General features: G+C 68.8%; 19 protein-coding genes. 12 read left to right on the top strand and 7 right to left on the bottom strand.

What is annotated here, in order from left to right:
* Positions 1–117: 117 nt before the first annotated feature.
* Positions 118–1527 carry an aldehyde dehydrogenase family protein gene (locus VH571_RS01980; protein ID WP_423263067.1) on the bottom strand — a complete coding sequence of 470 codons (1410 nt, stop codon included), beginning with the start codon at positions 1525–1527 and terminating at the stop codon, positions 118–120.
* 197 nt (positions 1528–1724) lie between these two features.
* The gene (locus VH571_RS01975) at positions 1725–2348 is read right to left on the bottom strand and encodes an antibiotic biosynthesis monooxygenase (protein ID WP_423263066.1); all 624 of its coding nucleotides are present in this window, start codon (positions 2346–2348) and stop codon (positions 1725–1727) included.
* 470 nt (positions 2349–2818) lie between these two features.
* Here VH571_RS01975 and VH571_RS01970 point away from each other — a divergent pair, with 470 nt between their 5' ends.
* A complete protein-coding gene (locus VH571_RS01970) occupies positions 2819–3331 on the top strand; it encodes a MarR family winged helix-turn-helix transcriptional regulator (protein ID WP_055960330.1) in 513 nt (170 codons plus the stop codon).
* A gap of 126 nt (positions 3332–3457) precedes the next feature.
* Here the strand turns inward: VH571_RS01970 and VH571_RS01965 are convergent, their stop codons facing one another.
* Positions 3458–4861: an aspartate aminotransferase family protein gene (locus VH571_RS01965; RefSeq protein WP_423263065.1), complete on the bottom strand. Its 1404-nt coding sequence runs from the start codon at positions 4859–4861 to the stop codon at positions 3458–3460.
* Between the two features lie 517 nt (positions 4862–5378).
* Between VH571_RS01965 and VH571_RS01960 the strand changes: the two genes are divergently transcribed.
* From VH571_RS01960 to arfB, 5 genes are all read left to right on the top strand, one after another.
* Positions 5379–8486, top strand: coding sequence for a glycoside hydrolase family 2 TIM barrel-domain containing protein (locus VH571_RS01960; protein ID WP_423263064.1), 3108 nt, complete (start codon positions 5379–5381; stop codon positions 8484–8486).
* A gap of 143 nt (positions 8487–8629) precedes the next feature.
* Complete coding sequence (locus VH571_RS01955) at positions 8630–10150, top strand: reverse transcriptase family protein (protein ID WP_423263063.1); 1521 nt, start codon at positions 8630–8632, stop codon at positions 10148–10150.
* Between the two features lie 124 nt (positions 10151–10274).
* Complete coding sequence (locus VH571_RS01950; RefSeq protein WP_423263062.1) at positions 10275–10904, top strand: TetR/AcrR family transcriptional regulator C-terminal domain-containing protein; 630 nt, start codon at positions 10275–10277, stop codon at positions 10902–10904.
* A 46-nt stretch (positions 10905–10950) separates the two neighbouring features.
* A complete protein-coding gene (locus VH571_RS01945) occupies positions 10951–12789 on the top strand; it encodes a gamma-glutamyltransferase family protein (protein WP_423263061.1) in 1839 nt (612 codons plus the stop codon).
* Positions 12790–12824: 35 nt separating this feature from the next.
* A complete protein-coding gene (gene arfB, locus VH571_RS01940) occupies positions 12825–13247 on the top strand; it encodes an alternative ribosome rescue aminoacyl-tRNA hydrolase ArfB (protein WP_423263060.1) in 423 nt (140 codons plus the stop codon).
* Positions 13248–13262: 15 nt separating this feature from the next.
* Here arfB and VH571_RS01935 read toward each other — a convergent pair whose 3' ends face one another.
* Together VH571_RS01935 and VH571_RS01930 are read right to left on the bottom strand one after the other, a co-directional pair.
* Positions 13263–13703 carry a MarR family winged helix-turn-helix transcriptional regulator gene (locus VH571_RS01935; RefSeq protein WP_423263059.1) on the bottom strand — a complete coding sequence of 147 codons (441 nt, stop codon included), beginning with the start codon at positions 13701–13703 and terminating at the stop codon, positions 13263–13265.
* A gap of 15 nt (positions 13704–13718) precedes the next feature.
* Positions 13719–14324: a cysteine hydrolase gene (locus VH571_RS01930; protein ID WP_423263058.1), complete on the bottom strand. Its 606-nt coding sequence runs from the start codon at positions 14322–14324 to the stop codon at positions 13719–13721.
* 100 nt (positions 14325–14424) lie between these two features.
* On the opposite strand from VH571_RS01930, the gene VH571_RS01925 reads away from it, so the two are divergent.
* The 4 genes from VH571_RS01925 to VH571_RS01910 all read left to right on the top strand — a co-directional run bounded on the left by VH571_RS01925 (position 14425) and on the right by VH571_RS01910 (position 19932).
* Complete coding sequence (locus tag VH571_RS01925) at positions 14425–15405, top strand: zinc-binding alcohol dehydrogenase family protein (RefSeq protein WP_423263057.1); 981 nt, start codon at positions 14425–14427, stop codon at positions 15403–15405.
* A 97-nt stretch (positions 15406–15502) separates the two neighbouring features.
* Positions 15503–16072: an NADPH-dependent F420 reductase gene (locus VH571_RS01920; RefSeq protein ID WP_423263056.1), complete on the top strand. Its 570-nt coding sequence runs from the start codon at positions 15503–15505 to the stop codon at positions 16070–16072.
* 56 nt (positions 16073–16128) lie between these two features.
* Positions 16129–17559, top strand: a complete 1431-nt coding sequence (locus VH571_RS01915) for a gamma-aminobutyraldehyde dehydrogenase (RefSeq protein WP_423263055.1) — start codon at positions 16129–16131, stop codon at positions 17557–17559.
* Between the two features lie 90 nt (positions 17560–17649).
* Positions 17650–19932 (top strand): transglycosylase domain-containing protein, encoded by a 2283-nt coding sequence (locus VH571_RS01910; RefSeq protein WP_423263054.1) that lies wholly within the window; start codon positions 17650–17652, stop codon positions 19930–19932.
* 22 nt (positions 19933–19954) lie between these two features.
* On the opposite strand, the gene VH571_RS01905 is transcribed toward VH571_RS01910, so the two are convergent.
* A complete protein-coding gene (locus VH571_RS01905; RefSeq protein ID WP_423263053.1) occupies positions 19955–21403 on the bottom strand; it encodes a PLP-dependent aminotransferase family protein in 1449 nt (482 codons plus the stop codon).
* 245 nt (positions 21404–21648) lie between these two features.
* Positions 21649–22623 (bottom strand): AraC family transcriptional regulator, encoded by a 975-nt coding sequence (locus tag VH571_RS01900; RefSeq protein WP_423263052.1) that lies wholly within the window; start codon positions 22621–22623, stop codon positions 21649–21651.
* 152 nt (positions 22624–22775) lie between these two features.
* Between VH571_RS01900 and VH571_RS01895 the strand changes: the two genes are divergently transcribed.
* The gene (locus VH571_RS01895) at positions 22776–23414 is read left to right on the top strand and encodes a general stress protein (protein WP_423263051.1); all 639 of its coding nucleotides are present in this window, start codon (positions 22776–22778) and stop codon (positions 23412–23414) included.
* 82 nt (positions 23415–23496) lie between these two features.
* Complete coding sequence (locus VH571_RS01890; RefSeq protein ID WP_423263050.1) at positions 23497–24429, top strand: carbohydrate kinase family protein; 933 nt, start codon at positions 23497–23499, stop codon at positions 24427–24429.
* The last annotated feature ends 19 nt before the right edge of the window (positions 24430–24448 follow it).

Raw genomic sequence — 24448 nt, 5'->3', positions numbered from 1 at the left:
GCTCCCGGCCCCCTTTGCAAATTGGAAGGAGATCCACGCCGTCGACCCCGCCCGATCCGCATGAGTTCGTCGCCGGCCGCGCGTTTCTCCTTCAAATTCGGAGGCGGCCCGGCGGAGTCAGCGCAGCCGCCCCAGCACGCTGCGCACGAACGCGTCCTTGCCCCGCGTGAACGGCGGGTACGCGATGCGCAGAGTGTCGGGGTGCAGCGGCTTCGACAGCACGGCTTTCTCGTGGCTGAACGTCAGCAGACCGCGCTCGCCGTGATAGGCGCCCATGCCGCTGGTGCCGACGCCGCCGAACGGCAGACCGGCAACCGACAGGTGCGCCGAGGGAGCGCCGAACGAGACGGCTCCTGACGACGTATCTTCCAGGATCCTGCGCCTCGCCTCCTCCGACTCGGTGAACGCGTAGAGAGCGAGCGGCTTCGGACGCGACCGGATGACGAGGATCGCCTCGTCGAGGTCACGTACCTCGACGATCGGCAGGATCGGCCCGAAGATCTCGTTCTGCATGATCTCGTCGTCGAGGCTCACGCCCGAGAGGATGGTCGGCTCGAGGTACCGGGTCGCGCGATGGTGCCGGCCGCCGAGCACCGCACCGCCTGTCGGCTCTCCGTCGGGGCCGCTCTCCGGGAGCAGCGCGACGAGCCTGTCGAATTGGGAGTCCGAGACGATGCGACCGTAGCTGTGGCTGACGGCCGGATCGTCGCCGTAGAAACCGTGGATCGCCTGCGCGACAGCCTCGATGAGCCGGGGCGCGAGCGCGGGAGTGGTCAGGATGTAGTCGGGCGCGACGCAGGTCTGCCCGGCGTTCATGAACTTGCCCCAGGCGATGCGTTTCGCGGCGACGTGGAGGTCGACCGTGTCATCGATCCACACCGGCGACTTGCCCCCGAGTTCGAGCGTGACCGGTGTCAGCTGCTCGGCCGCGGCCCTGGCGACGATCCGCCCGACGCGCTCGCCCCCGGTGAAGAAGATGTGGTCCAACCGCTGTTCGAGCAGCTCCGTCGTCGCGTCGGCACCGCCCTCGATCACGGCAACGGCGTCAGGATCCAAGTGCTTGCCGACAAGACGGGCGAGAGTCGCCGAGGTGGCCGGCGCCAACTCGCTCGGCTTCAGCACGACCGAGTTTCCGGCCGCGAGTGCCCCCACCAGCGGGTCGAGGAGGAGCTGGACCGGGTAGTTCCACGGCGCGATGATCAGGACGACCCCGAGCGGCTCGCGGACGATCCGCGCGGTGGCCGGGGCGATGAGAAGCGGCACCGGGCTGCGCTTCGGCAGCAACCATTCGCGCAGATGCCCCAGTGCATGGTCGATCTCGGCCACGACGATGTCGATCTCGGTGAGGCGCGCCTCGTCGGCGTTCTTGTGCAGGTCGTCGAACAGCGCCTGCTCGAGGTCCGCGGAGTGGTCGACGAGCAACGCGCGCAGCGCCGTCAGCTGAGCCGTGCGCCAGGCGAGCGGCTTGGTGCGGCCCGCGTCGAACGCGTCTCGCAGGCGGGTGACGGTCAGAGCGGCGTCGGTCATGCCTCATCCTCGCGCGTGCGGGTGCGAATTCGGCCGCGGCGCCGCGAATTTGCGAGCGATTCGGTGGGCGGTCCAGGCCGCGGCGCCGAAAAATGGGGCGGGGTACCGGGATCGCTCTCAAATTGCCGCCGGAGCCGCCGGAGCCGCCGGAGCCGCCGCGCCGCCGGGGCCGCGCGCCCGTCAGCGCGCCCGAGCCGTCAGCGCGGCGCGTTCAGCCAGGGCCTCAGCAGCCGCGTCGCCAGCGGCAGCACCCAGTACGCCATGATCGGCGTCAGCGTCAGCGTCGTGATCAGCACCTTCGGCAGGATCGGCAGTGACGTCCAGCCCGGGATGAGCAGCGTGGTCAGGTAGGTGAAGAGCAGGTTGACAGGGAAGAAGCCGACCCAGATGCTCGTCGCCTGCTTCCAGCGTGGCGGCGGCACCGCGGTGGCATCCGAACCCGACCCGGCGCCCCGGGCCCCGTTCTCGTGGGAGTCGAACCACCCCTCGATGCCTGTCCGCTTCTCGACGCGCGACTCGACGACGAGGTCGCGGCCCTCGGCGAGCCAGGCGGTCCGCTCGGGCGAGGATTCCCACCGGTCGAGGAGGTCGGGATCCGCGAAGCGATACAGCATGTGCCACTCGTCGCTGGTGCCGTGCGAACGCACCCACCCCGATCCGAGGAATCCCGGATAGCGATTGGCGAGATTCACCCCGGCCTGCACCCAGCCGGTGGCTTCGGGAATCCGATCCGGCTGGACGATACGGGTGATGGACACGGTGACGGGAGTGGCCGGGGGCGCTTGTGGCGCAGTGGCGGTCCGCGTCTCTTCTGGAGACATGCTGACGATTCTCGCCGACGCGTGTTTCGGTCTCGTTACCTCCCTTGCTGGGCAGCTTCTGGTGTGTGCCGCGGGAGGGAACCTTTACGGGGTCCTCCCGGCCGTGTTACATCCACCCGTGCGCGTAGATCCCCGGTCCGTTTGCCCGGATGAACATAGTCAGAATTCAACATACTAGACAAATCATTCCGTCTGTCGGATTCCGGGGCTATCGTGGGTGCGTGAACCCTCTCGTGCCAACATCCTCAGACATCATTTTCGGAGTCGCGACAATGACCGCGCTGGCCGCGTTTGCCTATGCGGCCTACAAGCTCCTGCTACCGCGCGGTCACCGAAAACAATCGCGCGAGTGAAGGAGGGCGGACTGCTCCGACTTCTCCGCTTACGTGCGGACCCTGTCGAACGGTCCCCGAAGGGAAGCCGTTCGTTGCTGGGCGGCTTCCGAGTAAGCACTGAGTAGTCTCGGAGCCATGTCATCCGAACGCAGTGACGAGGTCGATCTCCTGATCGATGCGTGGGCCGGTCAGCTTCCCGAGACCGACTTCTCGCCCCTCGACGTGATGTCGCGCCTCCGCCGTGTGGCGCTGAACCTCAATACCGTTCGAGCCGCCGCGTTCAAGAGCGCTGGCCTGGCCATCTGGGAGTTCGACGTGCTCGCCGCCCTGCGCCGCGCCGGTGAGCCCTTTCAGCTCAGCCCCGCCCAGCTGGTCCGCATCACGATGGTCACGAGCGGCACGCTGACCAACCGGCTCGACCTGCTCGAAGAGCGTGGGCTCGTCGAACGCCGCAAAAACCCCGACGACGGTCGCGGCGTACTCGTGCACATGACCGATCCCGGTCGCGAAATGGTCGACCAGGCAATGCTGCAGCTCGTCGCCGAAGAAGAGGTGAAGCTCGCGCCACTGACCCGCCAGGATCGCGCCCAGCTCATCGAGTTGCTTCGGCGGCTCGGCACCGACTCGAATCCGGCCGACCCGGCCTAGCTGGGCCCGCTACCGCGACGGGCGCACGGCGACATCGTGCGAATCGGCCTAGCTCGCGCGCCGCGGCGCTGTGACAACGGCCGATTCACGCGACCTCGGCGGCGACACCCCCGCGAGCGCGCACCCTCACACCAGCCGAGCAGCTTCCAGCAGCGTCGCGCGCAGGATCTGCTCCATCTCGTCGAACTCGGCCTGCCCGGCGATGAGGGGCGGCGCGAGCTGGATCACCGGGTTCGCGCGGTCGTCGGGCCGGCAGTAGAGGCCGTTCTCCATCAGCGCGCCGGGTAAGAACTGCTTGATGAGGAGCTCGCGTTCGGCCGCATCGAACGTCGTCTTGGATCCTTTGTCTTTGACCAGTTCGATGGCCCAGAAGTAGCCGTCACCGCGCACGTCGCCGACGATGTCGAGGTCGAGCAGCTTCGACAGCGTGGCCCCGAAGGCACCCTCGTTGTCGAGCACGCGCTGGTTGAGGCCCTCGCGCTCGAAGAGGTCGAGGTTGGCCAGCGAGACGGCCGCCGAGACCGGGTGCCCGCCAAAGGTGTAGCCGTGCGGGAAGAAGTCGGTACCGTGCAAGAAGGGCTCCATCACGCGCTCGTTGGCGATCATCGCGCCGATCGGCCCGTAGCCCGACGACATGCCCTTCGCGCAGGTGATGATGTCGGGCTCGTAGCCGAAGTTCTCGCAGGCGAACATGGTGCCGTGCCGTCCGAACGCGCAGATGACCTCGTCGGAGACCAGCAGAACGTCGTACTTGTCGCAGATCTCGCGGACTCGAGCGAAGTATCCGGGCGGCGGCGTGTAACAGCCCCCCGAGTTCTGCACTGGCTCGAGCACGACGGCCGCCACGGTGTCGGCGCCTTCGAACAGGATCGCCTCCTCGATACGGTTCGCCGCCCAGAGTCCGAAGGCTCGTTCGTCGCCGTTCCACTCGTCGGTGGCGCGATAGAAGTCGGTGTTCGGCACGCGGAATCCGCCCGGTGTCAACGGCTCGAACGCCTGCTTCATCGCGGGGAGGCCGGTGATCGCCAGCGCTCCCTGCGTGGTGCCGTGGTACGCGGCCATCCTCGAGATGACCTTGTGCTTCTGTGGTTTGCCGGTCAGCTTGAAGTACTGCTTCGCGACCTTCCACGCGCTCTCGACGGCTTCGCCGCCGCCCGACGTGAAGAAGACCCGATTCAAGGATCCCGGTGCGTACGTAGCGAGACGCTCCGCCAGTTCGATCACGGGCCGGTTCGCATGGCCCCATACCGGAAAGTAGGCGAGCTTCTTGGCCTGCTCGGCGGCGGCTTCGGCGAGTTCGTGTCGGCCGTGGCCGGCCTGCACGACGAAGAGGCCGGCAAGACCGTCGAGGATCCGCTGGCCGCGATCGTCCCACAGGTACATTCCTTCGGCGTGGTCGATCACCCGCATCGGCTTCGACTGGAACGGCGCCATTCGCGAGAAGTGCATCCACAGGTGATCGCGACCGGCGGCCTCGAGCGGGGTGAAGTTGCTGTCGGTGCGGAGGAGCGCGTCATTCGTCGTCGTCATCGGGCCATGGTGCCGGGCCCCTGCGCCGGCGGAAATCGACGTTCTGTCGCGCGGGGTGCGTCGCTCTGCCGTTCTGGCCGCGAGTGCCGCCTATTGCCGCGCCACGCTCGCGCGCCGCGGCATTTGGCGGCACTCGGTGGCCCGGCCGATCGACGCTCGACCGCGAGTGCCGCCCAATGTATCGGCGAGCCCGTGCCGCGCGGCATTTGGCGGCACTCGGCATGTGGCACTCGGCTCGCGGTGCCTCCCCTCGGCCTCAGAGCAGCGCGCGACCCCGAGTGCCGCGTATTGCCGCACCACGGCCGCGCGCCGCGGCATTTGGCGGCACTCGGTGCCCGGCCTGCCGGTGCGGTGGCGCGTCCGAGTGACGCTCGGCCGCGAGTGCCGCCCAATGCATCGGCGAGCCCGGGCCGCGCGGCATTTGGCGGCACTCGACAACCGGCAATCGGCGGCAATCGGCCCCGCGGCCGCAGGCATGTTAGCGTGAACATCGCCCCCGATCGAAGGAGATCCACCGATGAGCAGCACCCCCGACTACGTCACCGCCATCACGCCCGGCACCGGTCGCCGAGCTGCGGCACGGTCGTGGCTGCACACCGACGCGCTGAGTCTCGATCTGTCGGGCGAGTGGGCATTCCGGCTTCTTCCGCACGCCGCCGGAGACACGGCGTTCGTCGATCCCGACACGAGCGTCGACGACTGGGAGTCGATGGCCGTGCCCTCACACTGGGTGCTCGGGCACGACGGCCGCTACGGTTCGCCGATCTACACGAACGTGCAGTTCCCGTTCCCGGTCGACCCTCCGTTCGTGCCCGACGCGAACCCCACCGGCGACTACCGCCGCGACTTCGAGATCCCCGGCGGACAGCCCGAGGGAGCTGCTGGCGACAGTGCTGACGGCGCCGACGCCTGGACCGCCGCCGCCACGCACCTCCTTCGCTTCGACGGCGTCGAGTCGACCTACAAGGTGTGGCTGAACGGTGTCGAGATCGGCACGGGCGCGGGCAGTCGCCTGGCGCAGGAGTTCGACGTGACCGGCGTGCTGCGCCCGGGTCGGAACACACTCGCCGTGCGGGTGCACCAGTGGTCGGCCGCGAGCTACGTCGAGGATCAGGATCAGTGGTGGCTGCCGGGCATATTCCGCGAGGTCACGGTGGTGGCGCGGCCGGTGGGCGGGCTGGACGACGTGTGGCTGCGCACCGGATGGTCGGAGCGCGACGGCGGGTCGCTGGATCCTGAGATCCGTGCCGACGAGTCGGCGTTCCCGGTGCGGCTCACGATCGCCGAGCTGGGCGTCGACGTGACCTGGGCGAGCCCGGCCGAGGTCGTCCCGCTGAGTGTGGGGGGCGCCGAGCCCTGGTCGGCCGAGTCGCCGCGCCTGTACGAGGCGACCGTGACGAGCGTCGGCGAGACGGTGACCCAGCGCGTCGGCTTCCGCACGGTCCGCATCGACGGCGATCTGCTGCTGGTCAACGACCGTCGCCTCGTGTTCCACGGTATGAACCGGCACGAGTCGCACCCCGACCGTGGGCGCGTGTTCGATGAGCAGCACGCCCGCGACGATTTGGCGCGAATGAAGCGCTTCAACGTCAACGCGATCCGCACGAGCCACTACCCGCCGCACCCGCGCCTGCTCGACCTCTGTGATGAGCTCGGCCTCTGGGTCGTGCTCGAGTGCGATCTCGAGACGCACGGATTCGAGCGCGGAGCGTCGCAGAACGGGCTCGAGGGCTGGTGGGATCGCCCGGCCGACGCCTGGGTCGACAACCCGAGCGACGACCCGCGCTGGCGCGACGTCTACGTCGACCGCATGGAGCGCACCGTCGAGCGCGACAAGAACCACGCGAGCATCGTCATCTGGTCGCTCGGCAATGAGGCGGGCACCGGCACGAACCTCGCCGCCATGAGCGCCTGGGTGCACGATCGCGACCCCGAACGTCCGGTGCACTACGAGGGTGACCGCACCGGCTCGTACACCGACGTCTACTCGCGCATGTACTCGTCGATTCCCGAGACGGAGTTGATCGGCTGCGACACCACCGAGCTCATCCAGGGGGCGACCGCGGCCGAGTCGGCTCGTCTGCGCCAGCGCCCGTTCCTCCTCTGCGAGTACGTGCACGCGATGGGCAACGGGCCCGGAGCGATCGACCAGTACGAAGACCTCGTCGACCGGCACCCGCGCCTGCACGGCGGTTTCGTCTGGGAGTGGCGTGACCACGGCATCCGCACCCGCACGGCCGATGGCACCGATTTCTTCGGCTACGGCGGCGACTTCGGCGAGGTGGTGCACGACGGCAACTTCGTGATGGACGGCATGATCCTCTCCGACGAGACGCCGACCCCGGGTCTCCACGAGTACGCGGCGGTCGTCGCGCCGTTCCGCTTCGCGTTCTCGGGCGAGAGCGAAGGATCCGGCCTCACCATCTCGAACCACCGCCACTCGCGCCCCTCCGACGATGTCCGCTTCGTCTGGCACGCCGAGGTCGACGGGGTCGAGGTCGCTTCAGGCGCCCTCGAGGTGCCGAGCATTGCAGCGGGGTCGTCGGTCGCTTTGCCTCTGCCGACGATCGACGTGGGCGCCGACGGCGAGACCTGGCTCACCGTCGAGGCCGTCACGTCGGCCGAGGCCGCGTGGGCTCCCGCCGGGCACGTCGTCGCGGCCGGGCAGCACGATCTGACGCCGCTTCGGTCGGCAAGGCCGCTCCGGTCGGCGCTCGGCAGCCGTTCCGCTCGCTCCCTCGAGGCTCCTCCCGCGGGCGTGCACCGCCTCGGCCCCGCCGTCTTCGAGGGCGGCCAACTCGTCGAGCTCGCCGGTCGGCCGGTCGCCGATCCGACTCTCGCGCTGTTCCGCGCACCCACCGACAACGACTCTCTTTCGCACGCCGGGCAGTACGACTCTGCCGGGGTGACGCCGAACTTCGGCACCGGCGAGCCCGGGTTCGCACTGGGGCTCCTGTGGGAGGCGGCCGGTCTCGATCGGATGACCCGGCGGATCCTGCGTTCTGAACCGGACGGCACCTCGGTGCGGCAGCTCGCGCGCTACGCCGCGGCGGCGTCGCGCCATTCGGTCAGCGTCGAGACGACGTGGGAGGCCTCCGGAGACGACGTGCTGCTGAGCGTGGCGATCGCGTTCTCGTCGCGGTGGGATCTGATCCTGCCGCGTATCGGCATGCGCCTTGATCTTCCTGGAGCGGTCGACGAAGCGTCGTGGTTCGGCACCGGTCCGGGAGAGTCGTACCCGGACAGCATGCGCGCCGCCCGGGTGGGCCGGTTCGCCGCCGGGATCGACGAGCTGTCGGCCCAGTACGCGCGCCCGCAAGAGACCGGTCACCGCTCGGCGTTCCGGTCGCTCGACCTCGCCGCTGCCGGCTCGCCCTGGCTGAGGGTCGCGGCGCTCGCCAACGGGGCCGGGCGCCGGCCGGGCTTCACGCTCTCACGGCACACGGCTGAGGAGATCGCGGGCGCCGCTCACCCGCACGAGCTCCCGACGTCGACCGGCACGCACCTGTACGTGGATGCGGCGCAGAACGGCCTCGGCTCCCGCGCCTGCGGTGTCGACGTGTGGCCCGAGTTCGCGCTGCGTCCTGAGGCGCGTGCGCTGAGGCTGGTGCTTTCGGCGCTGTAGCTGCGTGCCCGTGCGAATGTGAAGGAGAAACCGCCGCTCGGCGACCACTTCATGCGGATCGGGGGCCGCGCGCGCGTGTTTCTCCTTCAAATTCGGGCGGGCCCCAGTTGCGGTGCGGCGGCGCGACTTCTACTGTGAGCGGCATGCAACGGCCTCCGGGCGAGGCGGGCGGCACACGAGCTGTGCCGCCCTCTCCGGGGCTACCCCGGGGGACGAAGATCGACGAGAACACGACACCGCGAGAGACTCAGCGCGCTTCGCGCGCTCAGCCTCCCGCACCGGCGGATGAGTCGTTCGGAGGCCGTTCGCAATACGACGCCAACGCAGACATCGCGCACGAGCCGCCCGGCGCCACTCTCGCCGAGGTCGCCCGCGCGCTGGCCGATGCATTCCACGCGGCGCCGGAGTGGTCGGCGCCGAGCCTGCTGGCGGCCGGGTCGAGCGTCGTCGGGTCGCGTCGGGCGTTCGTTCGGGTGGCGGTGGGCGGGATCCTCGAGTCCTTGCCTCGCTCGCTGCCCGATTCACCTCGCCTGCTCGCTCGCGTGATCGCCGACCTGCCGGGTTTCGCAGCGTCGTTCCGGCGCGGCACGCGGCGAACGCCGGTCAGGATCCGCAGCCGCGCCATCGCTCCCACCCGCGCGGTGGGGCCGGGCCCGCGCGTCGACACCGTCGTCGACCTCGCGCGTCTGCTCGGCGTGACCGTGGGGCGCCTCGAGTGGTTCGCCGACACCCAGGGCTGGAACCGTCTCGCCGAAGAGGGGCCGCTGCACCACTACCGCTACGAGTGGCGCGTTCGCCCGGGGCGGGTGCCTCGTCTGCTCGAGGTTCCGCTCGACCGTTTACGGACGATGCAGCGGATCATCCTCGACGAGTTGCTCGCGCCGATGCCGCTGCACGACGCGGCGCACGGCTTCGTCGCGGGCCGCAGCGCGATCACCGGAGCAGCCGCGCACACCGGCCGCGACGTCGTGATCGGGCTCGACCTCGTCTCATTCTTCGCGTCGGTCACCGCGAAGCAGATCTACGGACTCTTCCGGCGGGCCGGCCTTCCCGAGACGGTCGCCCACCTGCTCACCGGCGTCTGCACGCACTCGGTTCCGCCGAGGGTGCTGCGCGCCATGCCCGAGGGCGGCTCGGCCTCGGCGCGGTTCGCCCTGCGTCAGGCGCTGTCGACGCCGCACCTGCCGCAGGGTGCGCCCTCGTCGCCGGCCCTCGCCAACCTGAGCCTGCAGCGCCTCGACTCGCGGCTCGCAGGCTGGGCCGACGCCTTCGGCGCCACCTACACGCGCTACGCCGACGACCTCGCGTTCTCGGGCGACGCCTCACTGGCCTCGACGGTGCGGGAGTTCGTCCGCGGGGCCACGGCGATCGTCGTCGACTCGGGTCACACGATCAATGCTCCGAAGACGAGGATCCGACGGGCCGGCACCCGGCAGACCGTCACCGGCATCGTGGTCAACGCCACCACTGCTCCCGGGCGTCGCGAGTACGACCGACTCAGGGCGGTCGTCCACAACTGCGTCACCCACGGGCCGGAGGGGCAGAACCGCGAGGGCCATCCGGCGTTCCGGCAGCAACTGCTCGGCCGGATCGCGTGGGCGTCGCAGCTGCATCCGGAGCGTGGCGCCCGGCTGCGCCGCGAGTTCGAGCTCATCCGCTGGTGACTCGCGCGCCGAGATCGCGCTCGTGGTCGGTGCACCCGACCACTACTGCGATCTCAGCGCCCAACGGCCCGTCCAGCCCAGACGGGGGACTGGCGTAGAACGCCTCGTCCCCTAATCTGGGGGGATGACTTCGCCCGGATCTTCTGCGCCCGCGCTGCCCGATGCCCGCGCGACCATCGACGAGGCGGCGCGCACGATCGCCCTGTCGTCGGGCCTGACAGCGATCACGCTGCGCCGAATGGCGTCCGTCTCGAGCCTGTCGCCCGGGGTCATCGCCGCAGAAGAACCCTCGATGCACGCACTCGCCGCTCGCACCTTCTCCGACCTCGCGCTGAGCGAGCTGGGGCGGGTCCGGGCGGTAGCAGCCGCGGCGTCGACCCCGCTGGAGGCGCTGCGGATCCTCGTGTCCGCCCTGCTCGCCACCGACCACTGCCTGTCGAAGACGATCTGGGCCGATGCCTGGAGCATCGGCCGCCACAACGACTTCGTGGCCGTGGCCGCGCGCGAGTGCATGACCACGTGGCAGGAATTGGCGGTCTCGATCCTCGACGCCGGTAACGCCAGCGGCGACTTCCACGTGACGAATGCGCCTCTTGCCGCTCGTCAGTTCTTCGCTCTCATCGACAGCACGACGGTCTACGGGCTCGTCGGCTACCTGACCGAGGAGGAGCGCAGCCAGCTCGTCACCCGCTCGGTCGAGGTGAGTGTCGGTCTCGTCGAGGGCACTCTCGCCGGAGGTAGCCTCGAGGGCTGACCGTGCCACGGATCGCGGCGCGGGCGATCGAGAGGAGACGAGCACCATGGTCTACACCGCCCCGAGCGACTTCACGACGAGACCCGACCTCAAGGGCACCTTCGGCATGACGTCGTCGACGCACTGGCTTGCCACGGCTTCGGCCCAGGCCGTCCTCGAGCGGGGCGGGAACGCCTTCGATGCCGCCGTCGCGGGTGCGTTCGTGCTTCATGTGGTGGAGCCGCACCTCAACGGGCCGGGTGGCGACCTGGTCGCACTGTTCGCGACTGCAGCCGACCCCTCGACTCCTGTCGTGCTCATGGGTCAGGGCCCCGCGCCCGCCGGTGCGACTGTCGAGCACTACCGATCAGAGGGCCTGGAGCTCGTCCCCGGGTCGGGCGCGCTCGCCGCCACCGTCCCTGCCGCCGTCGACGCCTGGCTGCTGCTGCTGCAGGAGCACGGCACCTGGGAGCTCAGCGACGTGCTCTCGTACGCGATCGGCTATGCCCGCGACGGCCACCCGCTCACCGCCCGCGTCGCCACGACGATCGCCACCGTCGCCGATCTCTTCCGCGAGCACTGGCCGACCTCCGCCGACCGCTGGATGCCCGGGGGTCGCCTCCCGTCGCCGGGTGAACTGATCGTCAACGACGCGTACGCGGCCGTCTTGGAGAACCTCATCAGCGCAGGATCCGAGGGCGTCACCCGGGAGGACCGCATCGCGCTGGCCCGCACCGAGTGGGCCGAGGGTCAGGTGGCACAGGCCATCGACCGCTTCGTGCGGACACCGCACCGCCACTCGACGGGAACAGACCACGCGGGCGTCATCCGCGCGTCCGATCTCGAAGCCTTCCGGGCGTCGTTCGAGGAGGCGGCGACCCTCTCGTTCCGCGGCGTGACGATTGCGAAGACCAAAGCCTGGGGTCAGGGGCCGGCCCTTCTGCAGGTGTTGGCCATGCTCGAGCCGCTCGCCGACGAACTGCTCGATCCGCAGACGGCAGCCGGGGCCCATACGATCATCGAGGCGCTGAAACTAGCCATGGCCGATCGCGAGGCCTACTACGGCGATCACGACGTCCCCCTCGACGCTCTGCTGTCGGAGGAGTACGCGACAGCCAGAAGGCAGCTCATCGGCGAGACGGCATCCCTCGAGGTGCGCCCCGGCCGGGTCGGTGGCGGAGGCTCCGAGATGCCTCCGATCCGCACCGGCTACCAGCCTCCCGCCGTCGCCGACGGTTCGGGATTCGCCGGTGTGAGGTTCGCCGGCGTCGGCGAGCCGACATTCGGCGACCTCGCTACAGCCCCGTCGGGCGACACTCGTGGCGACACCTGCCACATCGACGTCGTCGACCGCTGGGGCAACATGGTCTCGGCGACTCCGTCGGGCGGCTGGTTGCAGTCGTCGCCGACGATTCCTGAGCTCGGCTTCTGTCTCGGCAGCCGCCTGCAGATGACCTGGCTGGAGGAGGGCACCGCATCGACGCTGACGCCGGGCCGCCGTCCGCGCACCACCCTGACGCCGACGCTGGTCTTCCAAGACGGCCAGCCGATCGTCGCGCTCGGCTCACCCGGCGGCGACCAGCAAGACCAGTGGCAGCTGCTCTACCTGCTGCGGACCATCGTCGGCGGCTACTCGCCGCAGCAGGCGACCGACGCGCCGGCCCTCCACACGACGGCCTTCCCCGGCTCGTTCTGGCCGCGCACCTGGGAGCCCGGGGGCGTCGTGGTCGAAGACGCTCTGGGGGACGACGTGATCGACGGGCTCACTGCGCGGGGCCACGTGGTCACCCGGGCCGGCGACTGGAAGCTCGGCCGCCTCTCGAGCGTCAGTCGCGACCCGGAGACCGGCGTCGTCGGGGCTGCCGCGAACCCCCGGGGCGCGCAGGCCTACGCCGCGGGCCGCTGACGCCGACTCGCCAGCCGCCGTGCAACGCTTGGCGCATGGATCTCGAGGTGTCGCCCGCGCTCACGATTCCCGCCGGGGAACTCGTGTGGCGATTCTCGCGATCGTCGGGGCCGGGCGGCCAGCACGTCAATACGTCTGACAGCCGGGTGCAGCTCTCGTGGAGTCCCGCCGAGTCGGCCGTGCTGAGCGAGCAGCAGAAGTCGCTGTTGCGTGCGCGGCTCAGCCGTCGTCTCGTCGGCGGAGTGCTGACCGTCTCGGCGTCCGAGCAGCGGTCGCAGCTGCGCAACCGCGAGAGCGCCCTTCTCAAGCTCGCCGAGCTCGTAGCTGCCGGCCTCGCGCCCGAGGGGCCGAGCCGACGTGCGACGAAGCGCACCCGAGGTTCGGATCGCCGTCGGTTGGCCGCGAAGGGCGCGCGGTCGGAGACGAAGCAGCAGCGTCGGCGGCCGTCGGCCGAGTAGCGAGCGACCGATCGGTCACTGAGCAGTCGGAGGGCTCTCGGCGCCGCGCCGGACCACGCGGAGACTGCCCAGCAGGGCCGCCAACTCGTCACCGCCGAGGTGCGCTCCAAGATGGGATCGGAGGGTCGCCTCGATGACTGCCTCGCCTCGTTCGAGCACGGCGGCCGCCGACTCGCTCAGCGTGATCAGCGACGAGCGCCGGTCGTTCGGGTTCGGGGCGCGAACGCACAGGCCCGTCTCCTCGAGCCGGTCGACGAGCTTGCTCGTGCCGCCCACGGTGACCACGAGTTCACGAGAGATATCGAGGATCCGGCACGGCCCCAGCCTCCGCACGACGAGAAGGGCCTCGAAGCGTCCGAGCGGCACGTCGACCTCCGCCCTCAGCGCCTCGTCGACTCGATCCCACAGGTGGATCTCGACACGGGTCAGGGCGAAGAAGACGTCGTAGAGGCTCATGGTCTCGCCCCGCGATCAGGCGGTGAGTGCCGCGATGACGGTAGAGGTGTCGCTGACCGTTGCAATGTTGGTCAGGGCGAAGCTCGTCGCCGCGTGCTGCCACTCCGCGCCGAGGCTCGACGTGGCGTCCTCGACGAGTGTGACCGCATAACCGTGGTCGGCAGCGTCGCGGACAGTATGTTCCACGGCCATGTTCGTCCAAGCGCCCACGACGATGAGCGTCTCGATGCCGAGGTTGCGGAGCATGATGTCGATGCCGGTGCCGTTAAACACGCTCATGCGGGTGCGGTCGAGAACGACATCGGAGGCGTGTGGCGTGAGCTGATCGACGATTTGGGCTCCCCAGCTGTCGACCCTGAAGGTGTCGGGGGCCAGCATCCGGAAGATGGGGGCGTTGTCGCCGCTGAGACCGGCGACGGGGTAGACGACGATACGGCTGTAGAAGACAGGCGCTCCAGCGCCATGCGCGGCGTCGACGACGGAGCCTACGTTCGCGATCACGTTCTGAGAGTGGGCATGCTCGACGGCCCCCGATGTTGCGTAGGCGCCGTCGGCGTGGACGGTGTCGTTCTGCATGTCGATGACGAGAACTGCGCTGCTGGAGGGGACGAACGATGACATAGGGCGGCTTTCACGAGATAAATGGAGGCAGATTTGCGCTCCGAGGAAGTATGTTCCTTGGAATGTATAACCATACCTGCTCCCCGAACGAAGGATCACGATGACGGCCATGCGCGCGATAGTGCTGGACGGGCCCGGCGGGCCCGAGGCTCTGCGGATTCACACGGTCCCTCGCCCTGAGGCAGCGGTGGGGGAGGTGCTGATCGAGGTGCGCGCCTTCGGGCTGAATCGCTCGGAGCTTCATTTTCGTCAGGGCCTCGGCTCGTTCGGTTCGTTCCCGCGCGTCCCCGGCATCGAGGCCGTCGGGGTCGTCGATAGCGCCCCGGGTGGCGAGTTCGAACCGGGTACGCAGGTGGCAGCACTGATGGGCGGCATGGGACGGGCAATCGACGGCGGCTACGCGGAATACGTGTCTGTGCCGGCGGCCTCGGTCGTTCCGTTCACGAGTTCGCTCGACTGGTCGGTCCTGGGTGCCGTGCCCGAGATGCTGCAGACGGCCCACGGATCCTTGTCCACGGGTGTTGACCTGAGGCGGGGAGACAGCCTGCTCATCCGAGGCGGAACATCGTCGATCGGCCTGGCGCTGGCTGTTCTGGCAAAGCAACAAGGGCTCACGGTCATCTCGACGACCCGAGATGCCGCACGAGCGGGAATCCTCGAGGCGGTGGGTGTCGACCACATTCTGATCGATGATGGCAGCGTTGCGGAAGCGGTTCGCCGCATTATTCCGGTCGGAGTGTCGGGGGCGGTCGAGCTGGTGGGTGCGCCCACGCTCCGCGACACGCTGCGGGCGACGGCTCGGCACGGCACCGTGTGCTTCACCGGGATGCTCAGTGATCAATGGATCGTGCCCGACTTCTACCCCCTTGACTATCTGCCGAACGGGGTGCGACTCACCGCGTACTCGGGGGAGGCCAGCGATCTGCCGGCGGAGGTTTTGCAGGCGTTCCTCGATTCCGTCGAGGCGGGATGGGCGAGCGTGCCGATCGGCCGCGTGTACGCCTTCGACGAGATCGCGGTAGCCCATGCCGATATGGAGTCGGGTGTCGCGACCGGAAAGCTAGTCGTCGTCACTCGGTGATCCATTAGTTGCATCTACAACCATCGTGCAGTACTTTGGTTGTAGCAACAACCATTTGCCTCGTCAGACGGACGGGCTCGACAGAAAGAGCATTCTCATGACCAATGTCACCATCTTTGGTTCCGGCAACATGGGCTCGGCCATCGCGAGCGTCCTCACGGCCGGCGGCGCCTCGGTCGAACACATCGGTTCCAAAGGCGGCACTGTGACCGGTGACGTCGTCGTGCTCGCGGTTCCGTACCCGGCCCTCGACGCCATCGTCGCCAGCCACGGCGACCAGCTCGCGGGCAAGGTCGTCGTCGACATCACCAACCCTCTCGACTTCTCGACATTCGACTCGCTTGTGGTCGCCGACGGTTCGTCTGCCACAGCCGAACTGGCCGATAAACTGCCGTCGTCGTCCGTCCTCAAGGCCTTCAACACGACTTTCGCCGCAACCCTCGCCACGAAGAAGGTCGGCGAAGTGGACACCACGGTGCTGATCGCCGGAGACGACGCGGCCGCCAAAGAGACCCTCGCCGGCCTCATCACCGCGGGTGGTGTCCAGGCCATCGACGCGGGCTCGCTCCAGCGTGCCCACGAGCTCGAGGCCCTCGGCTTCCTGCAGCTCACCCTGGCGGCGGGCGAGAAGATCGGCTGGACCGGCGGCTTCGGCATCGTTCGCTGACAAGCCTGCCGAAACGTCGTTCGAACGGGTCGGGGCCCGCGCGTTAGCCTCGGCGCATGACGACACCGCTCCAGAACTTCATCGACGGCGAGTACGTCGAGGCGACCGGCGAGACCACCTTCGACCTGATCGACCCGGCGACGGAAGAAGTCTACGGGTTGTCGCCCGTCTCGGATCCTGAATCGGTCGATCGCGCCTACCAGGCGGCGGCGCGGGCATTCGAGACCTGGGGCGAGACGACTCCCGCCGAGCGGCAGCTCGCGCTGTTCCGAATCGCCGACGCCATCGAGGCTCGCGCCGACGAGTTCGCCGACCTCGAGTCGCACGACACCGGCAAGCCGCGCGCGACTCTCGTCGACGACGAGATCCTGATGTCGGTCGACCAGATCCGGTTCTTCGCGGGCGAGGCGCGCCACCTGTCGGGCATGAGTGCCGGCGAGTACCTGAAAGACCACACGTCGTTCATCCGCCGCGAGCCGATCGGCGTCGTCGGCCAGGTCACACCTTGGAACTACCCGCTCAACATGGCGGTCTGGAAGTTCGCGCCCGCGCTCGCCGCGGGCAACACCACGGTGCTCAAGCCGAGCGACACCACCCCGCTCTCGACGCTTCTGCTCGCCGAGGTCGCCGCCGAGTTCCTGCCGCCGGGGGTGCTCAACGTCATCACGGGCGACCGGTCGACCGGAGCGGCGATGATCGACCACAGGATCCCGCAGCTCGTCTCCATCACCGGCTCTGTGCGGGCGGGCATGGCCGTTGCCGAAGCAGCGTCCAAGGATCTCAAGCGGGTGCACCTCGAGCTCGGCGGCAAGGCCCCGGTGATCGTGTTCGACGATGCCGACATTCCCGCGGCTGTGGAGGGCATCGTTGCGGCGGGGTTCTTCAATGCCGGCCAGGACTGCACGGCGGCGACGAGAGTGCTCGTTCAGGCGGGCATCCACGACGAGTTCGTGAAGGCGCTGGCCGAGCGCGCGCGTGATCATGCCCGCGTGGGTGCGCCGTCGGATCCTTCGGCTTTCTTCGGCCCGGTCAACAACCGGGCGCAGCTCGAGCAGGTGCAGGGGTTCCTCGAGCGTCTGCCCGAGACGGCCGTCATCGAGACCGGAGGATCCCGCGTCGGCTCGATCGGCTACCTGCACGAGGCGACCGTCGTCTCGGGCCTCACCCAGCGCGATGAAGCCGTGCAGAACGAGATCTTCGGCCCCGTGGTCACCGTGCAGAAGTTCGCCGACGAGGCCGAGGCGCTGCGCTTCGCCAACGACGTGCAGTACGGCCTGGCGTCGAGCGTCTGGACCACCGACCACGCCACCGCCATGCGCTGCGCCAAGCGGCTCGACTTCGGCTGCGTGTGGATCAACACGCACATACCGATCGTCGCCGAGATGCCGCACGGCGGCTTCAAGCACTCCGGCTACGGCAAGGATCTCTCGTCGTACGGCTTCGAGGATTACACCCGTGTGAAGCACGTGATGTCGTACCTCGGCTGACCCGTCGAGCGGCTACCTCTCGAGGACTATTTCCCGACGAATACATGTGCCCTCTTCGCTATCCGGGCGTGAGCCGTTTACCGTTAGGGCGTGACCCGATCATCTGCACCCCGCGTCGTCGGCGCCCTCCTGGGCTTCGTCGGCCTCTCAACCGTGGCCGGACTCCTGGCCGCCCTGCTCGTGGTGCCGTCCATCGCGGTCGCCGGCGAGGGGGTCGTGACCGCGGCCGACACGTTCAACGCGCTGCCGAGCTTCCTCAAGATCACGCAGCCCGCGCAGTCGTCGTCGATCTACGCGAAGAAGAACGGCAAGAACGTCAAGCTCGCGACGTTCTACGTGCAGAACCGCACCGACGTCTCGCTCGCCGAGATGTCGCCGTGGGTCGCCCGATCGGCCATCGCCACTGAAGACCCGCGGTTCTTCGAAGAGGGAGCGATCGACCTCCAGGGCACGATTCGCGGAGCCCTTTCGACCAGCATCGGCCACTCGGTGCAGGGTGGCTCGTCGATCACTCAGCAGTACGTCAAGAACGTCCTCGTGCAGCGATGCGCCCAGGAGAACGACGGCACGTCGAAGAAGGCTGTCGCGGCAGCGACCAAGTGCTACGAGGAGGTCACGGCGACGACGCCGGCCCGCAAGCTCCGCGAGATGCGGTACGCCATCGGTGTGCAGAAGCGGTACTCGAAGCACGACATCCTCCGCAGCTACCTCAACATCGTCGGCTTCGGCGGTACCGTCTACGGCATCCAGGCCGCGGCCGAGTACTACTTCGGCGTTCCGGCGAAGAACCTCAGCCTCGTGCAGGCGGCGACTCTCACCGCGATCATCAACAACCCGTCGAACCTCCGCATCGACCACCCGTCGAACAAAGACAACGGCTCGGCGAACCACTACGCCAAGACCAAAGACCGCCGCGACTACGTGCTCACGCGCATGCAGAAAGAGGGCAAGATCACCGTCGCCCAGCGCGATAAGGCGATCGCCACGGCGGTCAGGCCGAAGATCACCCCGCAGGCCAACGGCTGCGCCACCGCGGTCAAGTACGACGCCGGCTACTTCTGCAAGTACGTCGAGCTGTCGATGATCAACGACAAGGCGTTCGGCAAGACCTCCGCGGAGCGCATCGAGAAGCTCACCGAAGGTGGCCTCAAGGTCTACACGACGCTCAACCTCGACCTGCAGGCGAAGGCGCAGGCCGCGGTCAGCGCGTCGATGCCCGCCAGCGTGCCGGGGCTCAACGTGGGTGCCTCGAACGTCGCGGTGGAGCCCGGAACGGGCCGCATCGTCACCATGGTGCAGAACACCAAGTTCGACGAAACTGCTTCGGCGTCGGCCGGTACGACCAGCGTCAACTACAACACCGACCACAATCGGGGCGGCTCTCAGGGGTTCCAGACCGGTTCGTCGTTCAAAGCCTTCACGCTGGCCGCCTGGCTGGAGGCCGGGCACACGCTCAACGAGTCGGTCAACACGACCGAGCACGCTCTCCCCTTCTCGGAGTTCACGAACTCCTGCTACGGGCTCGGCAACGAAGTCTGGAACGTCGCGAACGCCGAGGCGGCACCCGCCTCGATGACGGTGCTTCTCGCCACCGAGGAGTCGATCAACACCGCCTACGCCGCGATGGGTCGCAAGCTCGACCTCTGCAACATCCAGAAGACCGCCTTCAACATGGGCATCCACGCGGCCGACCCCGACGCCAACCCGTTCACCTCACCGCCGTCGATGATCCTGGGCACCAACTACATCGCCCCGCTGACGATGGCCACGGCCTACGCCGGCATCGCCAACCACGGCGTGGTCTGCACCCCGGTTTCGATCACCCGCATCGAGGGCGCCGACGGCAAGAGGATCGCCCCGACGGCGACGAAGTGCACGCAGGGCATGTCGACAGACGTGGCCGATGGCGTGGCGTACGCGCTGCAGACCGTCCTCAAGCCGGGCGGAACGGCGGCCAGCGCCAACCCGGGCGATGGTGTGCCGATCATCGCCAAGACCGGCACCACCGACGGCGCCGTGCAGAACTGGCTCGTCACGTCGACCTCGAAGATCGCCCAGGCCACCTGGGTGGGCAACATCTCGGGGAGCGCGGGCTTCTACAAGACCTACATCAACGGCCAGTACGGCTACGGGCTCAAGTTCACGATGGACAAGACGATCATCGCCGACCTCAATGCCGCCTATCCCGGTGCGGCGCAGTTCCCCGCGCCTCCCCAGTCGGAGATCGGCGTGGTCGCCAAGCCGAAGCCCGCTGCGACCAACGACTCCAAAGACGGCGCGGCCGGCACTGACAAGAAGACGAACGACACCGGCAACGCCGACAAGGGCAACCCCGGCAAGGGCAACCCGGATAAGGGCAAGGGTAAGAACTAAGTCGCCGCGGCACGCACTTCGACTAGGCGACGAACGCGGGATCGCTCAGGCTGCGGCCCGCGTGGCCTCCTGATCGCACGGCGGTCCAGGCATCGGCGAGGCGGGTGAGACCCTCCGTCAGGGTGGCCTCGTCGGCGGTGATGGGGATCCTGACCCGCCGTTCGAAGGCACCGTCGATGCCGAAGCGCGAGCCCGCGGTGACGGTCACACCGCGTGCCCGACCGGCCTGCACGAGCCCACTGCTGAGCGGTGCCCCGAGGTGCACCCAGAGCGCCAGACCACCGTCGATCGCCGGCACGTGCCACTCGGGCACGAGCGACCGCAGCAGCGCGGTGGCATGGTCTCGGCCGTGCCGGAGCTCGTCGCGACGAGACTCGAGGATCCGAGGAAGGTCGCCAATCGCCTCCTGAGCCACCAGCTGCTCGATGACGGCGTTGCCCATGTCACCCGCCGGGCGCGCGAGCGCGAGCCGCTCGATCAGGTGCCGATCAGCGCGGATCCAGCCGATGCGAAGCCCGCTCCACACGGTCTTGCTGAGCGACCCGACTGTGATCACGGTGGCGCCGTGGTGCGGAACCGCGGCGAACGGGGTTGCGGTGAACGGCCGGTCGATGTCGAGGTCGGCCGTCGTCTCGTCAATGAGCAGCGGGGTGCCGGTCTGGGCTGCTGCGCGCAGGATGCGGAGGCGCTCGTCGTCGTCGAGCGACGCGCCCGTCGGGTTCTGGAAGTCGGGCATGAGGTAAGCGAGCGCGGGTCGTACGCCGCGCAGGGTGTCGACCAGTTGGTCGGTGTCGTAGGTCGAGGCGCCGTTCTCGAGCGACGCTTCGGCTCGGCTGTCGAGCGGGCTCGCGATCAGGCGCGCCCCCGCCGCGAGGAAGGCGTCGAGCGCGTGCGGGTAGCTCGGCGACTCGACGACCACTCGATCGCCGCGGCCGAGGAGGGTGCGGGCGACGAGAGCGATGGCGTGTTGGGCGCCCAGCGTCACGAGGATGTTCTCGGGGGAGGTCGGCGCGCCGCGCTCGGTGTAGCGACGGGCGATCGCGGAACGGAGGTCGGGTAGCCCGAAGAAGTCGATTCCGGCGTGGCTGAGGTGGTGCGGGAGACGCTGCAGCGCTCGCGCCGAGAGGTCGGGCAGCTCATGCCAGGCACGGGGCACGGCTTTGCTGAGGTCGAGGTCGAGAGGCGCCGGGTCACGACGTCGCGGCACCGAGGGGAGCTCGAGCACGCTGCCCGAGCCCTGAACGCTTCGCAGGATGCTCTTCTCTCGGAGCACGCGGTAGGCCGACACGATCGTGGTGCGGCTGACCCCCAACGCCTTCGCCATCTCCCGCTCGGCGGGCAGGCGGGTACCCGACGCGACTCGCCCGTCGAGGAGAAGCACCTCGAGCTTCGCGGCCAGGTCGGCGTGCGCGTGGCCGCCCACTCGCCACTCGCCGAGGAGTCCGGTCAGGGCGGTTGTTCCGATCAGCATGGTGCCACCTTAGCCGTATTGGACCTTGGCGCGGTGGCTCGATCGCGATTGGATCGCATCATGAATCAATTGGACTGCGCGACTCTCGCCATCTTCGTGTTTGCCGGGCTCGGGATCCTTGCCGCCCTTGTTACGATTTTCGCCGCCGCTCGCGACGGGTACGGCAGGGTAGCCGAGCGAATGCCGAGTGATCGCGAGTCGCGCTGGGGGTAGCGACTGCTGGTCTCCGTACCGACCTCGGGTGGTCAGCGCCGAAGCGTCACGGCCGGGTACTCGGCGAACCGCCGCACGTAGGCCGACGAGAAACGGCCGGAGTGCGCGAAGCCCCAGCGCTGCGCGATTGCGCCCACCGTCGCGTCGGTCGGCGAGGCGGCGAGCAGCTCGGCTTGGACGAGATCGAGCCTGACCCCGCGCAGGTAGTCGGTGGGTGTGGTGCCGAGCTGGTTATTGAAGGCGTGCTGGAGCCCGCGCAGGCTGAGGCCCGCCGCCTGGGCGATCAACGAGGTGGTGATGGCCTCGGCGGCGTGGTGATGGATGTATTCGAGTGCCGTGGCCAGGCGCGCGTTACCCGGTGGCAGGGCGACGGCAGCGACCCGTGGCCCCTGGTGCGGGAACGTGTCGAGAAGCGCCGAAGCCGCCAGTCGCTTGGCCTCGGCACGCAGCAGAGGGTCGGGCTCGTTGCCGAGCATGGTCCGCGCCACCGACGAGACGACGTCGTGCCACCGCTTCAGTGCGGTGGGATCGAGCTGGGCCGTGTGGTCGAAATGCAGTTTTTGCTGTTCTCCGCCCGTCCGCTCGGCGGCGAGTCGCTCGAGGTAGCCCGCGTTGAAGTGGATGAGATTCTGTCTGACGTCGCTGAAGTGGAAGGCGTAGCGCTTGCCTGTCGGAAACATCGCCGGCCGTCCGGTCGACATCTGAACCTCGTCGCCGCCGATGTCCATAACCGCTCTGCCGGCGGTGATCCACGAGACCACGTATTCATCTTCGGGTTCGATGGTGCCCCGCATCGAGGCGGTGAACGACGACGAGCGGAGCGTCATCTCGTCGTCGCCCACGACCGTGTAGCGGAACGAGAAGGGCCCGTCTGTCGGTTCGGCGTAGAACCCGGACCCGTTGTATCCGCCCGAATAGAGGTCGATGGCCTCGTCGGGTTCGTGGCCCCCGTAGGCGGCCCGCTGCATCGCGTCGTCGGATCGCGAAGCGGCGTCGTTCTGGCTCATCGTGGTGGATTCTCGCACGTGATCTGATCGCCGGTAAATCCCCTTTCGCGGTTTCTGCGCCAGTGCTCAGACCACGTTTCTCGGCAGCTGTCGGAGAGACTTCAGGGTCTCGGGCCAGAGTGGGTGGTTCACACCCCTGCAAGGAGACCCCGATGACCGACCCCACCCCCACCGGGCCCGCACGAGGCCCCAGCGACGACACTCCCACCGAGCGTCCCGCCGTTCCGCAGTACGGCGAATACGCCGCCCCCGGAACGCAGCCCGTCGTTCCCCCGCAGCAGCCCCAGGCCGAGTCCACCGGATCGGCAGCTGAATCCGCCGGCGGCGTCGGAGCCTTCGTCGGTGGCGCCTATCCGCAGGTGGTCGCCACCTTCACGAAGTACGAAGACGCACAGGGCGCGGTCGACTACCTGAGCGACGAGGGCTTCCCGGTGCAGAACGTCTCGATCGTGGGCCACGACATCCGCACGGTCGAGAACGTCTCCGGTCGCCTGACCAAGGGCAAGGCCGCGAGCCGCGGCGGTCTGAGCGGCCTCTGGTTCGGCCTCTTCCTCGGCCTGCTGTTTGCGGTCTTCGTGCCGGGAGTGCAGATCATTCCGGCGCTCCTGACTGCCATCGTGGTCGGTGCCCTCTGGGGTGCCCTCTTCGGCTTCGTCGGTCACGCCATGACTCGCGGCCAGCGCGACTTCTCGTCGGTGAAGACGATGGAGGCGGGCCGCTACGAGGTGCTCGTCCGCGGCGAGTTCGCGACGAAGGCGCAGCAGATGCTGACCGACAACGTCTACAAGTAGGCGTCCGGTCTCGAGACGATCAGCCCCCGCGACCCTGCGTCGCGGGGGCTCCGTGCATCCCGAGCCGACTACAGTGCAGGGCATGAGTACCGCCCCGACAGCCCTCCCGTCCGTCTTCGTCGTCGGAGAGGCGCTGATCGACATCGTCGTCGACGGCGACTCGACCGCCGAGCACCCGGGCGGTAGCCCGATGAACGTCGCCTTCGGGCTCGCCCGACTCGGTGTGCCGACGTCGTTCCGCACCTCGCTCGGGCGTGACGAGCGCGGAAACGCCCTGCGCCGACACCTCGACTCGGCGGGTGTGCAGCTCGATTCCGCCTCGGTTACCGACGAGCCGACATCGACGGCAAAGGCAAGGATCCAGCCCGACCGCTCGGCGCAGTACGACTTCGATATCTCGTGGAACCCGGGGTCCCTCTCCGTGCCGTCCGGGGTCGCCGTCGTTCACACGGGCTCCATCGCCACCGTGCTCCACCCCGGGGCGGACGCGGTCGCGGAGCTCTTCACCGCGGCGCACGACTCGGTGCTCCTCTCCTTCGACCCGAACGCGCGCCCCAGCGTCACGCCCGACCGAGACGCGGCGGTGCTCGACGTCGACCGTATCGCCGAGGTCTCGCACGTCGTCAAGCTGAGCGACGAAGACGCCGCCTGGCTGCACCCCGGCGCAACGCTCGACGAGGTGCTCGACCGCTATCTCGGCCTCGGTGCCGGGCTTGTCGCGATCACCTGCGGCGGCGAGGGCTGCATCGCGGCCTCGCCGAACGCCCGGATCGCGGTCGCCGCACCGCCCGTCGACGTCGTCGACACGATCGGCGCCGGCGATGCGTTCATGTCGGGCCTGCTGTTCGGCATCCTGTCGAACGACCTGGTCGACACGGTGCGCTCCGGCGGTCTCGCGCAGGAGGGGCTCGAGGCCATCGTCGGCACTGCCCTCGTGAGCGCGCAGATCACGGTGTCGAGGGCGGGCGCGAACCCGCCCACCCCCGACGAGCTGTACGGGCCGTCCGAGGCGTAGACATCAGGGCCTAAACGGC

It is taken from the genome of Frondihabitans sp. 4ASC-45 (assembly GCF_049472575.1).
GTDB lineage: Bacteria > Actinomycetota > Actinomycetes > Actinomycetales > Microbacteriaceae > Frondihabitans.
This window is presented reverse-complemented; position numbering and strand designations above follow the sequence as displayed.